Source organism: Thalassospira sp. MCCC 1A01148 (genome assembly GCF_001613795.1).
Taxonomy (GTDB): Bacteria; Pseudomonadota; Alphaproteobacteria; order Rhodospirillales; family Thalassospiraceae; genus Thalassospira.
In genome coordinates this window covers 526717-542298 of sequence record NZ_LPVZ01000012.1, presented here as the reverse complement: position 1 = coordinate 542298, position 15582 = coordinate 526717, and the positions used below count along the sequence as shown (strand labels likewise).

The 15582-nt window shown below is 53.9% G+C and carries 12 protein-coding genes; all 12 read left to right on the top strand.

Annotation, left to right across the window (positions count from 1 at the left end; all coding sequences use genetic code 11):
• Positions 1 to 116 precede the first annotated feature (116 nt).
• Positions 117 to 1805 (top strand): iron ABC transporter permease, encoded by a 1689-nt coding sequence (locus AUQ43_RS05410; protein ID WP_062955277.1) that lies wholly within the window; start codon positions 117 to 119, stop codon positions 1803 to 1805.
• Positions 1806 to 1885: 80 nt separating this feature from the next.
• Positions 1886 to 3139 carry a gephyrin-like molybdotransferase Glp gene (gene glp / locus AUQ43_RS05405; RefSeq protein WP_062955205.1) on the top strand — a complete coding sequence of 418 codons (1254 nt, stop codon included), beginning with the start codon at positions 1886 to 1888 and terminating at the stop codon, positions 3137 to 3139.
• Positions 3140 to 3224: 85 nt separating this feature from the next.
• Complete coding sequence (locus AUQ43_RS05400) at positions 3225 to 4799, top strand: MBL fold metallo-hydrolase (protein ID WP_062955204.1); 1575 nt, start codon at positions 3225 to 3227, stop codon at positions 4797 to 4799.
• Positions 4800 to 4932: 133 nt separating this feature from the next.
• Positions 4933 to 6135, top strand: a complete 1203-nt coding sequence (locus AUQ43_RS05395; protein ID WP_062955203.1) for a glycosyltransferase family protein — start codon at positions 4933 to 4935, stop codon at positions 6133 to 6135.
• A 20-nt stretch (positions 6136 to 6155) separates the two neighbouring features.
• Positions 6156 to 7430: a glycosyltransferase family 4 protein gene (locus AUQ43_RS05390; protein WP_062955202.1), complete on the top strand. Its 1275-nt coding sequence runs from the start codon at positions 6156 to 6158 to the stop codon at positions 7428 to 7430.
• 11 nt (positions 7431 to 7441) lie between these two features.
• Entirely contained in the window at positions 7442 to 8596 is a 1155-nt protein-coding gene (locus tag AUQ43_RS05385; RefSeq protein WP_062955201.1) for a glycosyltransferase family 4 protein, read from the top strand.
• Positions 8593 to 9195: a histidine phosphatase family protein gene (locus AUQ43_RS05380; protein WP_062955200.1), complete on the top strand. Its 603-nt coding sequence runs from the start codon at positions 8593 to 8595 to the stop codon at positions 9193 to 9195. The genes AUQ43_RS05385 and AUQ43_RS05380 overlap by 4 nt, the downstream gene beginning before the upstream one ends.
• Positions 9192 to 10334 (top strand): glycosyltransferase family protein, encoded by a 1143-nt coding sequence (locus AUQ43_RS05375; protein ID WP_062955199.1) that lies wholly within the window; start codon positions 9192 to 9194, stop codon positions 10332 to 10334. The genes AUQ43_RS05380 and AUQ43_RS05375 overlap by 4 nt, the downstream gene beginning before the upstream one ends.
• Positions 10331 to 11089, top strand: a complete 759-nt coding sequence (locus AUQ43_RS05370; protein ID WP_062955198.1) for a polysaccharide deacetylase family protein — start codon at positions 10331 to 10333, stop codon at positions 11087 to 11089. Before AUQ43_RS05375 ends, AUQ43_RS05370 begins: the two co-directional genes overlap by 4 nt.
• Positions 11080 to 11700, top strand: coding sequence for a hypothetical protein (locus AUQ43_RS05365; RefSeq protein ID WP_062955197.1), 621 nt, complete (start codon positions 11080 to 11082; stop codon positions 11698 to 11700). Before AUQ43_RS05370 ends, AUQ43_RS05365 begins: the two co-directional genes overlap by 10 nt.
• 17 nt (positions 11701 to 11717) lie before the next feature.
• On the top strand, positions 11718 to 13646 hold the full coding sequence (locus AUQ43_RS05360) for an ABC transporter ATP-binding protein (protein WP_062955196.1): 1929 nt from the start codon (positions 11718 to 11720) through the stop codon (positions 13644 to 13646).
• Complete coding sequence (locus AUQ43_RS05355; protein ID WP_084271991.1) at positions 13643 to 15574, top strand: ABC transporter substrate-binding protein; 1932 nt, start codon at positions 13643 to 13645, stop codon at positions 15572 to 15574. The genes AUQ43_RS05360 and AUQ43_RS05355 overlap by 4 nt, the downstream gene beginning before the upstream one ends.
• Positions 15575 to 15582: the final 8 nt, after the last annotated feature.

Genomic DNA, 15582 nt, shown 5'->3' with positions numbered 1-15582 from the left:
CTGCATCGGGTGTGTGACCCGCGACGGATGAAACGGAAACAGCTTTGAATAACGCTTTCCAGACGCAAAAGGATGACGACATTCGGCCCGCCGCCGTTGCGGATACCTTTGACCCGATGCGCTCCCCGACAGGGCTTACCGCAATGCGGTGGCTGCCGCGTGGTCAATCGGCGTTCTGGTTGATCGGGGCATTTGTTGTTGCGGCGATGGTGGCTGCACCGATTGTCGCTGTTGCCTGGATTGCACTGTTTCCAACAGAGAATATCTGGCCGCATCTGGCATCGACCATGTTGCCAAGGTACCTCAAGAACACCGGTATTCTGATGCTGGGCGTTGGCATCGGCGTGACTTTGATTGGTGTGTCTTCGGCATGGGTCGTGACCATGTGCCGATTGCCGGGCAAGCGGTTCTTTGAGTGGGCAATGCTGCTTCCGATGGCTGTCCCGGCCTATATTGTCGCCTATGTTTATACCGATCTTCTGGAATATGCCGGTCCGGTGCAAAGAATGCTGCGCGACCTGTTTGGCTGGCAGACGGCGATGGATTACTGGTTCCCGGATATTCGCACCAAGGGTGGTGCAATCATCGTGCTTAGCCTGACGCTTTATCCCTATGTGTACATGCTGGCGCGTGCTGCATTCTTGTCGCAATCAATCTGCGCGATTGAAGCTGCCCGTATTCTTGGTCGTAGTTCGTGGAGTTCGTTTCTTACCGTGGCCTTGCCGCTGGCGCGCCCGGCAATTGTCGTGGGTGTTGTCATTGCGTTGATGGAAACCCTCAATGACTTTGGAACGATTGATTTCTTTGCCGTGCATACCCTGACGGCCGGTATTTTCAATGTTTGGCTGGGGATGGGCAATGCCGGTGGTGCGGCACAAATTGCACTGACCATGCTTGCCGTTGTAATCGCCCTTATGGTGATCGAACGTTATTCCCGCCGCCGTCAACGTTTCCACGACACGACCAGCCGTTTTCAGGAACTGCCGGGCTATGAACTGGCCCCGTTGGCCAAGACCGCTGCGCTGGCGATTTGCATTCTGCCGATTGTTCTGGGCTTTGTCGTACCGTCGATGGTGCTGATCTACTATTCCATCGGCTATTTTGATCAAAGCTGGACAGCAGACTTTTTCGAGTTTGCAGGCAACAGCCTTCTTGTATCAGGGTTGGCGACACTTTTGGCGGTAGGGTGCGCGATCTTCATGGCCTATGCCCTGCGCCTTTTCCCGCAACCGCTTCTGAAGTTCTTTGTCCGCCTGTCATCGGTTGGCTATGCGGTGCCCGGTGCTGTGCTTTCGATCGGGGTGCTGATCCCGTTTGCGCGATTTGACAATGCCCTTGATGCTGTTATGCGCGACACCTTCGGGATTTCGACCGGATTGCTGTTAAGTGGGACGGTGTTTGCGCTTGTCTTTGCCTATGCGGTGCGGTTTATGGCGGTATCCTATGGCTCGATCGAAGCTGCCCTTGGCAAGGTACGTCCAAGCATGGATGACGCGGCCCGTACCCTTGGTGAAAGCCCTTGGGGAACGCTTAAGCGCATTCATTTTCCGATGGTTCGTGGGGGCATTCTGGCCGCGTCGGTACTGGTGTTTGTCGATGGTATGAAGGAACTGCCAGCCACACTTATTCTGCGTCCTTTCAATTTTGATACGCTGGCCACCCATGTTTATCAATTTGCCAAGGATGAAATGATCGAACAGGCTGCATTGGGCGCATTGACAATTGTGGTTGTCGGGGTGGTGCCGGTGATTATGCTTAGTCGTGCGATTTCAAAATCCCGTCCGGGGCACAGTGGACAATCATGATACACCGGTTTGTGTCCGGGCTGTCCTGATATCAAATCAGCGGAACAATATATGGCGACCGCAAGCAGGAGACTTTCCAGATGAGTGATCTCAAACCGGGGCTCACAACGCTTTCCGATGCGCTCGATATTGCTTTTGCCGAAGTGCCGGTTATGACGCCCGCCGAACAACGTCCGCTTAACGAATGCTACGGTTCCATATTGCGTGAGGATGTGATCGCAAGGGTCTCTGTTCCATCAGTGGATAACTCTGCCATGGATGGCTATGCGCTGCGTCATTCGGATATTGCCGCGATCGACGGACCGGTTTCGGTGGCAGGTGTTTCGCTGGCCGGTCATCCGTATGAGGGAATGCTGCCAAAGGGTGCTGCAATTCGCATTGCGACAGGTGCAGCGATCCCTGGCGGGGCGGATTGTGTGGTCATTCAGGAAAATGTCACGGCCAACGCTGATGAAACGGTAATTGAAATTTCTGCTGATGTGATCGCACGTACCAGTCTGCACCAAAACATCCGCTGGCAAGGTGAAGATATCAAAGCCGGGGATATCGTTCTTAAGGCAGGAGCCGTCCTGCACCCGCAGGATATTGCGATCGCCGCCGGGCAAGGGGTGGGTGTTCTGTCGGTGGCCCGTCCATTGAAGGTGGCGGTTTTTTCAACCGGTGACGAGTTGGCAAAACCCGGGGACCCATTGCCGCCCGGTGGCATTTATGACTCCAACCGGTTTGCCATGATCGGCATGCTGCGAGCCATTGGCTGCGATGTCACCGACCTTGGCCTGCTGGCAGATGATTTTGACGTTTTGCAGAACGCGTTGGCGAATGCGGCTGACACCCACGATGTCATTATGACGTCAGGCGGTGTTTCGGTTGGCAAGGCTGATCTGTTGAAGCCGGTTGTCGAAAGTCTGGGCGATATCACGGCATGGAAACTTGCGATCAAGCCGGGAAAACCCCTGATGCGGGGCAAGATCGGTGATTGCCTGGTTATCGGGTTGCCGGGGAACCCGGTATCTGTGCTGGTTTCAGGATTGCTTTACGTTCAACCGCTGTTGCGTCATGCGATGGGGGCTGCCCGGTCACACCTCGCACCCACGCGCATTCCTGTGCGCGCAGGGTTCGATTTCAAACGTGGCACCGGGCGTCGTGAATGGTTGCGCGCACGTCTTGTTCGGAATGATAATGGTGAGCTCGAAGCGCTTGCCTTTGCCTCGACCAGTTCGGGCATGTTGTCATCCATGGTGTGGGCCGAAGGTCTGATTGAACTGCCCGAAGATTGCGGGCAGGTCGTGAAGGGTGATCAGGTTCTCTATCTGCCGTTACAAGGGCTACAGTGATTGCGCCCGTAATGATCCATGTCATTGCAAAGCGAGGTGCTTTGCCGGACGTTTGGATCTCTTACAATCCGTGAAAGTGAATAGAATGACAATATCGGTGACGTTTTGTGGTGCGGCTGGCGGTGTGACCGGGTCTTGCTATTTTTTGCAAACCGGTCACGGTAATTTCCTTGTCGATTGCGGCATGTTCCAAGGCAGCAAAACGGTCCGTGAACTGAATTATGGCAAGTTCCCGTTTGAAGCATCCCGGATTTCAGCGGTACTGCTGACCCATGCGCATATCGATCATACAGGTCTGGTTCCCAAACTGGTTAAGGCCGGTTTCAGTGGCCCGATTTATGCCACGGAGCCGACATGTGATCTGCTGACATATATGCTGCCGGACTCCGGTTACATTCAGGAAAGCGAAGTCGAACGACTCAACCGTCGCAATGCGCGTCGTGGCCGTCCGGAAGTCACACCGATTTATACGCGTGAAGATGCCGAGAATACGCTTTCACAGCTCAAAACGGTCGAATACCACGAATGGCTACCGGTGATTGATGGTGTTCGGGCCCGTTTCTGGGACGCAGGACATCTTCTGGGGTCTGCTTCGATCGAAATTGAAATCGAAAACGGCGATAAAGACTACAAACCTACCCGATTACTGTTTTCCGGCGATGTTGGCACCGGTGAGGCCGTGTTTAACGAGGCCCCTGAGGCCCCGACAGATCTGGATTACCTGTTTGTCGAAACGACTTATGGGGATAGAAATCGTCCGGTCATCTCCGACGAAGAACGCCGCGAACTGCTGGGGCAGGAAGTGCAGGATGCGCTTGGCAGTGGGGGCAATCTGGTAATTCCAAGCTTTGCGGTGGCCAGAACCCAAGAGTTGCTGGTCGATCTGGCGCATCTGTTTAACCGTGGAAAGTTGCCGCCTGCAAATGTCTTTGTCGACAGTCCACTTGCACAGCGTGCGACCGATGTGTTTGCCAAACACCTTAAACGTGGCGATGCACAGGCATTGTCCCACCCGAAATTCCATATGGTGCCCGACGTACAGGCCAGCAAACAACTGGCTCAGGTTAAAAGTGGCGCCATCATCATTTCGGCGAGCGGCATGTGCGACGCGGGCCGCATTCGTTATCATCTGAAAAACAATCTGTGGCGATCTAACTGCACGGTTCTGCTCGTCGGATTTCAGGCGGCGGGGTCATTTGGGCGCGTTCTGCAGGGTGGTGCGAAACATGTGCGTATCCATGGCGAAGAAATCGAGGTTCGCGCACGTATTCGAACCCTTGATGTCTATTCTGGTCACGCCGATCAGGATATGCTTCTGAACTGGACAAAAAGTCGTCTGCCGGTGTCGCGGCGCATTTTCCTTACCCACGGTGAAGAGGGCGCGCGTGCGGCATTCCGCGAAGTGCTGATGGGGCAGGGCATTGACGAAAAACTGATTGCCATGCCAATGCTTGATGACACGGTCACGCTCAAGAAGGGCAAGGCACAAACGGAGGTTCCGGCCGCAAGACTTTCAGGGGAAGAACTGTCGCGTGATGACTGGCACAACCTTTATGCAGGTACAGTAACAGCACTTTCCGAGAAGCTGCGTTCGCTTGAAACGGCAGAAGAAAGGAAGGAGATGCTCGAAAAAGTCTTGCGCGATATCGGGTCAGTGTGAGAGCAATTACCCGGAAGCCAAATGAAGGGGGAAAACCCCGAAGTCACGGATTCACTTGTCAAACAAGAAGAACCTGTCACCCTGTTATCAGGTTGTGTCGGGGTGTGAGACCACTACGCAGACGGGCGGGTATATGTCAATCGTAGGGAATTCCGGTTATCGGGTTCTGATTTATAGCCATGATACGTTCGGGCTTGGGCATTTGCGCCGTTGCCGCACCATTGCGCATGCGATGGTTTCACGACGTGATGATGTATCGGTTCTGATTTTGTCAGGCTCGCCGATCATTGGCAGTTTCGAGTTTCGTTCGCGCGTTGACTTTGTCCGCATTCCGGGTGTGATCAAGCTTTCCAATGGCGAATATACCTCGCTCAATCTCAATATTGATGTCGACCAGATCCTCGCGATGCGAGAGTCGATCATTCAGCACACGGCAGATGTATTCAACCCGGACATATTTATCGTCGACAAGGAACCGCTTGGTTTGCGCGGCGAGGTCGAATCTACGCTGCAGATGCTGCGCCATCGCCGCACCCGTTTGGTGATGGGCTTGCGAGATGTGATGGATGATCCGGTGCACCTGCGCGAGGAATGGGACAGGAAGCAATGCGTTCCGGCTCTGGCAGATCTGTATGATGAAATATGGGTCTATGGTCTCAAGGAAATCTGCAATCCGCTCGAAGGGATCGATTTGCCCCCGGGCGTTGAAGAAAAGATGACCTATACCGGCTATCTGCCGCGTACGGCGACCCGCCGGCCAGCACCAGAGCACGGCGCGCTTGGCCTGGAAGAGCCGTTTTATCTGGTTACCACCGGTGGCGGTGGGGATGGGGTCAATCTGGTGGATTGGGTGATCAGTGCCTACGAGACCGACCCGACCATTCCGGTACCCTCACTTGTGGTTCTTGGGCCATTCATGGGCCCGGTGCAACAAAATGAATTCATGAAGCGTGCCGAGAAGATCGACAAGCTGTCTGTCATTACCTTTGATGCCAATGTCGAAGTACTGATGCACAAGTCGGCCGGGGTGATCGGCATGGGCGGTTACAATACGTTCTGCGAGATCCTGTCCTTTGACAAGCCAGCTGTCATCGTGCCACGCACCGTGCCACGCCTTGAACAATATGTGCGCGCTTCGGCAGCTGAAAAACTTGGCCTGGTCAAAATGCTTACAGAGGATGACGGGCGTGATCCGCGTGAGATGGCGGATGCACTGCATGGTTTGATCCAGCAGCCAAAACCGTCCAATGTCACTGTTCCGAACCTTATGGGCGGGCTGGATCGCGTGGGTGATCTTGTGGATCGCTGGCTTCCGCCGCAAATGGCCGCAGAGTAACGCATCGGGAAAACAAGTTGATGGCACGCGATAGTCTGGCAATCGTGGTGAAGGGATATCCGCGATTGTCGGAGACCTTCATAGCGCAGGAAATTCTCGGCATTCAACAGGCCGGAATTCCTTATCGGATTGTCTCACTGCGTCATCCAACCGACAAAAAACGTCACCCGATCAATGAGCGCATTGCCGGTTCGGTCGATTACTTGCCTGAATATGTCTATCAGGAACCGATGCGCGTTTTGCGTGGCTGGTTCAAGGCCCGCAAGATGCCGGGATACCGTCGTGCCGTGAATCTCTGGTGGCAGGATTACCGGCGCGACCGTACAGCCAATCGCGCACGCCGATTTGCGCAGGCAATGGTGATGGCCGCAGAACTTCCAGATGATATCACGCGCATTTACGCGCACTTCTTGCATACACCGGCTTCTGTGTCCCGATATTGCGCCATCATGCGTGGTCTCCCGTGGTCCTGTTCGGCCCACGCCAAGGATATCTATACCAGTCAGGACTGGGATATGCGTGAAAAGCTGCGTGATATGGATTGGCTCGTGACCTGCACCAAGGCCAATGTCGACTACCTGCGTACGCTTGCCGAAGACCCCGCAAAGGTTCATCTTCTTTATCATGGTCTGGATTTTTCCCGGTTCCCGGAAGATTTGTCAGAACGGCCCTTGCGCGATGGCAGCGATCCTGAAAACCCGGTGGTGATCCTGTCTGTCGGGCGGTTGGTTGGGAAGAAGGGGTATGACGATCTTCTGCGCGCATTGGCGAAACTGCCCGATGGCCTTCATTGGCGTTTTGTCCACATTGGTGGCGGCAGTGGCGAATTATACCAACAGCTGGCCAGGGAACTTGGCATTGCCGATCGCTGCGATTGGCAAGGCGCGCGTGATCAGAAGGAAGTGATTGCTGCTTGTCAGTCATCTGATTTGTTTGTGCTGGCCAGTCGCATTGAGAAGGATGGCGACCGCGATGGTCTGCCAAACGTCTTGATGGAAGCACAGCTTTGCGGACTTTCGGCAGTTTCAACGGCGATATCGGCCATTCCTGAGCTGATCGAGGACGGTGTGAACGGCAAGCTTGTGCCTGAACGTGATCCCGCGTCTTTGGCGGTTGCTCTTGAAACCATGATTGTTGACCCGAAGCTCCGCGAAGAAATGGGGCGCAAGGGCAACGAAATCGTCCGCCGTGACTTCTCATTCTATCGCGGCATGAAAGATCTGGCAGACCGCTTTGGTGTGGTTCAGCCAGCAGAACAGGGCTCAAGGCCCACCGATCAATCTGCTGCAGAGTAGGAGGCAAACATTTGCAGGTTGCCTTTTATGCGCCCCTAAAACCGATTGATCATCCAGTTCCGTCTGGTGATCGTCTGATCGCGCGCATGCTTTGCGACGCCCTGCAATCGGCAGGTATGAACGTTAACGTTGCGGTGCGCCTTCGAAGCCGGGTCGCGGATGGGAACGCCTTCAGGCAGGCGCGGATGGCAGAAGTCGGGACAAATCTTGCGGCAAGGTTGCTTCGCCAATATCACTCCGGGTTCCGCCCCAAACCGGACGTGTGGTTTACCTATCATCTCTATTACAAGGCACCAGACTGGATCGGGCCGATTGTCGCGGATGCATTGGGTATTCCCTATGTCGTGGCCGAAGCATCTTTCGCACCAAAACGCGCCACTGGTTTATGGGCGCAAAGCCATGTGGCCGTTAAAACCGCCTTGCAACAGGCGGATGCAGTTTTTTCCCTAAACCGCGCGGATATGGCGTGCCTTGAACAGGTGTGCCCATCAAGCCGTTTGCATTTTTTACACCCCTTTAACCGGGTAGATGACTGGACAGTCACCGAGCGCCCCGAGATCAATCGCGACTGCATCCGATTGGTGACAACTGCAATGATGCGCGATGGTGACAAACTGAAATCCTACGAGGCGCTGGCAAAGGCATTGGGGAAACTTTTGGGGGAGGGGATTGATAACTGGCATCTGACGGTTATTGGCGATGGTCCGGCACGCCAAACGGTCGAACACTTGTTTGATGATGCCAGCATTGGGCAAAATGCAGTGTCGTTTATGGGGTTAACCACGCCGCAGCAAACCCGCGACATTCTTGGCAAGTCTGATTTGTTTGTCTGGCCAGCCATCAACGAAGCATTCGGCATGGCGCTGCTCGAAGCCCAAGCCAGCGGCCTTCCTGTCTTGGCTGGGGATGCAGGCGGCGTGTCCGGTATTGTGTCTGGTGGGGTAACAGGTTGGCTTGTTCCGGTTGGGGACGTGAACGCCTTTGCAGACCGACTTTCCCGCTGTATCAAGGACGATGCGCCGGTGTTGCGGACCATTGGGCATGCGGGTGCGTCGAAAGCCAAACAGCTTCATACGGTTGAGGCTGCAGCAGACCTGCTGTCAGCAACCATCACACAGGTCGTATCAAACTACGGAAATCAACAGGACGGGCAAAGCAGCGCATGATCAATACCCGTTTTGCCCTGCTGCGCCACGGCGTAACCCAATGGAATGCTGAAAAACGCATTCAGGGGCACACAGATATATCAATCACGCCAGAAACCGTTGCCTGGTATCAAAAGCACAAATTGCCCGAGGACTGGTGTCAGGTGCCCTGGTTTACTTCTCCGCTATCGCGCACCCGTGAAACAGCTAACGCTTTGGGGATCGGGTCCATAGCGCCAGCATCACCTTTTATTGAAATGGATTGGGGTATGTGGGAAGGCGAGAAACTTCCTGATCTTCGCACCCGACTTGGAGAACAGCTTCGCGAGAACGAGGACCGTGGTTGGGACTTTCGACCGGATAAGGGTGAAAGTCCGCGAGATGTTCTTGAACGTGTCACAGCGTTTTTGCGGGGCTGCGATATGCCAAGTTTTGGTGTCGTGACCCACAAGGGTGTCATACGATCGGTTTATGCCGCCGCGCGTGGCTGGAACATGATGGGCAAGATTCCTGACAAACTTGATTGGCAATGTCTGCAGGTGTTTGGCTGGTCCGAGATGTCTGGCCTATCTATCGAGGCATTGAACGTGCCACTTGTATCCTCGGAGCCAGAGTTATGAGCGACGTTCTGGTTTATGTGCAGCACCTGCTTGGTATTGGGCATGTACGCCGCATGGCGCTGATCAATCAGGCGCTTCGTAACCGGGGTCTGAGTGTGATCGTCGCAAGCGGCGGTGTCCCGGATGACAATCTTGATTTTGCGGCTGATGAGGTGGTTCAGCTATCACCGTGCAAGACGTCTGATACGGGTTTCTCTGCGCTTGTCGATCCCTATGGGAATCCATTAGGTGATGATTGGCAGGAAAAGCGTAAGAGTCAGCTTTTGGCGGCTTTCAAATCATCATCGCCCAAGCTTCTTTTGATTGAGATGTTCCCGTTCGGCCGCAGAGCGTTCCGGTTTGAATTGATTCCGCTGTTTGACGCGGCAAAAGAAGCCGGAGTGCCCGTGGTTTGTTCTGTCAGAGACCTTTTGGTGCGCAAAAAAGACATCCGTAAAACACAGTGGATGCATGATACTGCGCGCAAATATCTTGATGCAGTGCTGGTCCACGGAGATCAGAAACTGTTCGGGTTTGACCGCAGTTTTGAGCTTGCTGACGGTATCGCTGATCTGATTACCTACACGGGCTATGTCGCACCAACAGTCCCGAACCCGCCGAGCAACACTGGTAATGGCCATCGCCAGGGGGTTTTGGTTTCTGCAGGTGGCGGGGCCGTCGGGGCCGATTTGATCAGACATGCCATTGCTGCGCGCGCCCACTCTCGGAACTACCATGACGCCAAATGGGATATTGTGACTGGCCCGCATTTCCCGTCAGCGCATTTTGAAATGCTGAACAAAGACCTGCCCGACGGTGTCGTTTTGCATCGGTTCTTGTCTGATTTTCGTGACCGGATGGCGGGCGCAGCGGTTTCCGTGTCCCAGGCCGGATACAATACACTTATGGATGTGCTGGCAACGCAAACACCTGCGGTTATGGTGCCGTTTGCAGAAGGCGGTGAAAGCGAACAAACGGAGCGTGCGGAAGTTCTTGCAGATGAAGGGGTTATTTCCCTGCTTGATCTTGATGGCCTGTCTGCGCAATCATTAGCAAAACAAATAGATAACGCCAGAGATCCAAGCGGGATTAAGATTGACTTGGATGGCGCGGCGAGAACTGCGTCTATCATCGCAGAAAATATAAAAGGGCAGGCATGAGCAGTTGGGACCATTTGCGCGCGGAACTTGATCTGTGGCAGTCCGAAGGAAGGACGGCCACGGCATGGTGGCGCGACGATGATGCGGTTTCCGTTACCCCTGAACTTGAGACCCTTTTAGCCTTGGAGCAGGATTACAAGGTTCCGCTTGCACTGGCTGTTATCCCGGCAGAACTGCAGGACGACTTGGTTGAACGTCTGGTTGAGACCCTCGATACGCGGGTCTTGCAGCATGGCTGGTCTCATCAGAACCATATGCCAGAAGGGCGCAAGAAACAGGAACTTGATGACGTGCGTGACATCGGCGATGTGGTCGCTGATCTGCGTAACGGATTTTCTGTATTACAATCGCGGTTTGGTAATCGTTTTCTGCCGGTCTTGGTGCCGCCATGGAACAGGGTGGCCGAAGATGTCGTGGCGGCGTTGCATTCCCTTGGCTTTTGCGGAATTAGCACGTTTAATCCGCGCAAGGTGGCAGAGCCATACAAAGGCATCATGCAGGTCAACACACATGTGGATGTTATTGATTGGCGAGGCAGTCGTGGCTTTGTTGGCGAAGATATCGCCCTTGGGGCAATGATCAGTCACCTTGCCGCCAGACGAACCGGTCAGGTGGATGCCGATGAACCAACCGGCATTCTGACCCATCATCTTGTGCATGACGAAGCCACCACGAAGTTCCTTGATAATCTGTTTTCGATGGACCATTCAGCTTTGTGCTGGCTGAGAATACCCGGAGTATTTCCATGGCAGTAAGTCCCAAAGAACATCTGGAGCCAGATGCAACCACCAGCATGCCTGCAACGCCCAGTGCTGCGGATCCCGTAAAACCGGCTGGTGTTGGTGACAGCGAAGTTCAGACCATGGGCTATCCGTCAAAGCTGATGGCGCCTGATTTGGCAAAGTCTGTTGTCGGTTTGCTGATTTGCGGGGTAATCGCGCTGATCCCCGAGATGCTTGAAATTATTCAATGGACCGCGGCAGGGCTGGCGTTGCTGTTCGTATTCTATTTTGCGCGCACGATTTTGCGGTTCCAGTCGAAGATTTATGTTTCGGAGTACGGGATACGTCTTTCCAGTCTGCGCGGAGGAACGGCTTTCGCGTGGCCGGAACTTTCCAAGTTCCGTTTGCGTTACTTTAGTACCAAGCGTGACGGTAACAAGGGGTGGTTCGAGCTGACCTTACAAGCTGGTGAAGCCAAAATTGTCGCAGAATCGACACTGGACGGATTTGACGATCTCCTTGAAATTTCTCGTGATTGGGCGAAAGATAACCAATTGCTGGTTGATGACGTCACAAGAACAAACTTGATGCGCATGGATGAGGCGGAAACGCTGGTCAAGGCCGCCGCATCCGAACGCACTTAGGGTGGTACGAACTGGAAATGACCGATATTCTGCGTATCAAGGATCTGAAAGTTGAGTTTGTTCTGCCGCACATGCGTGTCAAGGCGGTCGAGAATGTAAGCTTTCGCATTGGTGCGCAGGAAACCGTCGCGCTGGTGGGCGAGTCTGGATCAGGTAAAAGTACGATCTCGCAGGCCATTATGGGGCTGCTGCCAAGGGTGGCCGAAGTTACCAACGGATCAATCATCTTTGCCGATCCTAAAAAGCCGGGTACGCGTGTCGATATTGCTATGCTGGATCGTTCCGGCTCGGAAATGCGTTCTATCCGCGGCGGTCGAATCTCGATGATTTTTCAGGAACCGATGAGTTCCCTGTCTCCACTGCACACCATTGGTGACCAGATCTGCGAGGCAGTAAAGCTTCATCGCAAGGTTGGCGCGGCCGAGGCGCGTGAACTTGCCGTTGAGATGCTGACATTGGTCGGATTTCCGCAGCCCAACCATTCACTTAAAACCTATCCATTTGAACTTTCCGGTGGCTTGCGCCAGCGCGCAATGATCGCGATGGCATTGGTTTGCCGACCGGCATTGCTGATTGCTGATGAGCCGACGACTGCGCTTGATGTGACGATCCAGGCGCAAATTCTGCGCCTGATCAAGGAGGTGCAGTCAGAACTTCAGATGTCGCTTTTATTGATCACCCATGATCTGGGCGTTGTGGCGAATATGGCAGATCGGATGGTTGTCATTTATGACGGGCGCGTTGTGGAATCGGGAAAGACCGATGACGTGTTCATCAATCCCGGGCATGCCTATACACGGTCATTGTTGGCGGCTGTTCCTCATTTTGACATGGGACCGGATGAACGTTTGCGTCCCCTGCGCGAGATCAAGCCAAAAACAGGCAGTTTGCTGGCGGATGCTGGTGACAAGGTAACGGACCGTGAGCCATCCGATGTTCCCGCGTCGCTGGCGTTGCATCCGACCATGGCAAGCGAGCCGGTTCTTGCGGTGCGTCACCTGAGCAAAAGTTTTACCACCCGCAAGGGCAACTGGATCAAGTCTGAAAAGCATCTTATACCCGCAGTCGCAGACGTTTCGCTGACCGTCAATCGGGGTGAATGTGTCGGGCTTGTGGGGGAAAGTGGCTGCGGCAAGACGACGTTGTCGAAGCTTATCATGCGCGCGATGAGCCCGGATGAAGGGTCCATTATGTTTCGGGGTGAAAGCGGTCAGTTGACCGAATTGACCGGTCTTGATGAAGATCAGCTAAATCCATACCGGAAACGGATACAATTTGTTTTTCAGGATCCGTTCGGATCGCTTAATCCGCGGATGACGATACAGGACATCATCACAGAGCCGATGCTTATCCACGGTGTCGGGGACAGTGCCTATCGGCAGAAAATGGTGCTGGAACTGATGGATTTGGTCGGTCTTGATCCCCGCTTTTTGAACCGCTATCCGCACAGTTTTTCGGGCGGACAGCGCCAGCGTATCGGGATTGCACGTGCGCTTAGCCTTAAACCCGATTTGCTGATCTTTGACGAACCGACATCCGCACTTGATGTGTCAGTTCAGGCGCAAATACTTAATCTTTTGAAAGATTTGCAGCGTGATCTTAATTTGACGTATCTGTTTATATCGCACAATCTGGCGGTGGTGGATTATGTGGCAGACAGGATTGCAGTGATGTGTGCCGGGCGCATTGTTGAGTCTGCACCGCGTGAGTTGCTGTTTAAAAATCCGATCCATCCGTACACCCAGGCGTTGCTGCATGCTGTGCCGTTTGCGGATCTGGACCACCTGCTTGATTTTGACAAGATCGTGGATGGAAAGGCGTCTGATCCGTCCCGTTGGCCTGCACCATTCACGATCAATCAGACCAGCGACCCCACGATGATGCAGGTCGCCGAAGATCACTTTGTTCGCGCCGAACGTGCCGACTTTAAGGAGATCGCCATATGATCAGTCCCTCGAACCAGCCGAAGTCTATGATTCAATGCGCCTTGACCGGTCTGGTGATGACAGCAGGCATCGTGGGGGCAGGTGCGATTGCGTCGACTGCCAATGCAGAAATCCCATATTTCGAGGACGCGGTTGCTAGTGGTTCCTTACCCGCGATGAACGACCGCCTGCCGGAACACCCGCATGTCATTGACTTCGCTGCCGAGGACAAGGAAATCGGCAAATATGGCGGGGAATTCGTAACGATTATGGGGCGGTCGAAGGATATTCGGATGGCCGTCGTTTATGGGTATGCGCGACTGATCGGGTATGACCAGGACTTGAACCTTGAGCCCGATATCCTTGAAGATCTTGAAGTGAATGAAGAAGGCAATGTTTTCACGTTGCATATTCGCAAAGGCCACAAATGGTCAGATGGCGAACCATTCACGGCAGAGGATTTCCGCTATTATTGGGAAGATATCGTCAATAACGATGAATTGTTTCCGGTTGGTCCGCCGCGTTTCCTGTTTGTTGGCGACGAACCGGCAACCTTTGAAATTCTTGACGAATATACAGTGCGCTATAGCTGGTCGCAGCCAAACCCGTTCTTCCTGACGGAGCTGGCCGGAACCCGTCCGCCCTTCATTTATCGTCCTGCGCATTATCTGAAACAGTTTCACGAGAACTATCGCGACGCCAGCGAACTTGAAGCAATTGTTCAAGAGCGCGGGCTACGAAGCTGGGCAGTTTTACATACGGACATGGACCGGCCCTACAAGCTTTCCAATATTCAGCGCCCGTCGCTTGAACCATGGTTGATCACAACCGAAGAGCCGTCTGACCGGTTTGTTTTTGTCAGAAACCCGTATTACCACCGGGTCGATCCGGAAGGTAACCAGCTTCCTTATATCGACCGGATGGTTTTTGATATCTCGAATGCCAAACTGGTTCCGGCAAAGGTCGGTGCGGGCGAAGTTGATCTGCAAAGCCGAATTCTGTCGCTCAAGGATTACACCTTCCTAAAACAGTCCGAGGCCAAACAGAATTATAATGTGCGTCTGTGGGATGTCGGGGCAGGGGCTTATGCCGCCCTGTACCCGAACCTGACATGTAGCGATCCGGTCTGGCGCGAAGTTTTGCGCGATGTGCGTTTCCGTCGTGCGTTGTCACTGGCGATCAACCGGACCGAGATCAATCGGGTCATGTTCTTTGGGCTGGCCAAGCCGACCAACAACACTGTTCTGCCAAAAAGCCCGCTTTTCAAACCGGAATACCGCGAAAGCTATACCGATTTCGATGTCAAGGCAGCCAACAGGCTGCTTGATGCGATCGGATTGGATGAACGCAATGGCGAAGGTATCCGTCTTCTGCCCGATGGCCGCCCGATGGAAATCATTGTAGAGACATCTGGCGAGAACCCCGAACATGACGATATGCTTGAACTGATTGGTGACAGCTGGCGCAAGGTCGGGATCAAGTTGTTCGTCAAAGGCTTGCAGCGCGAAGTAATGCGTAGCCGTGCCTATAGCGGCGAGACGATCATGTCGATCTTCAACGGTATTGATAACGGACTGGCCACGCCCAATACCGCACCGGATGAGTTCGTTCCCGTTCTGCAAGACAGCCTGCAATGGCCCAAATGGGGGCAGTACTATCAAACCGACGGCGAAGCGGGCGAGGCACCGGATATGCCTGCGGCCAAGGAACTGATGGAACAATACCGCAAATGGCAAACCAGCAATAAAGCCGGCCAGAAAAAAGCATGGCAGGCCATTCTGGACATCAATTCCGAAAACATGTTTTCGATCGGTCTGATCGGTAACGTGCCGCAACCGGTGATCATCGACAAGAATATGCGCAACGTGCCGGAAAAAGGCATCCACAGCTGGGAGCCGGGCGCGTTCTTTGGGATTTATCGACCTGATACCTTTTGGTGGGATCGATAATCTTTTAA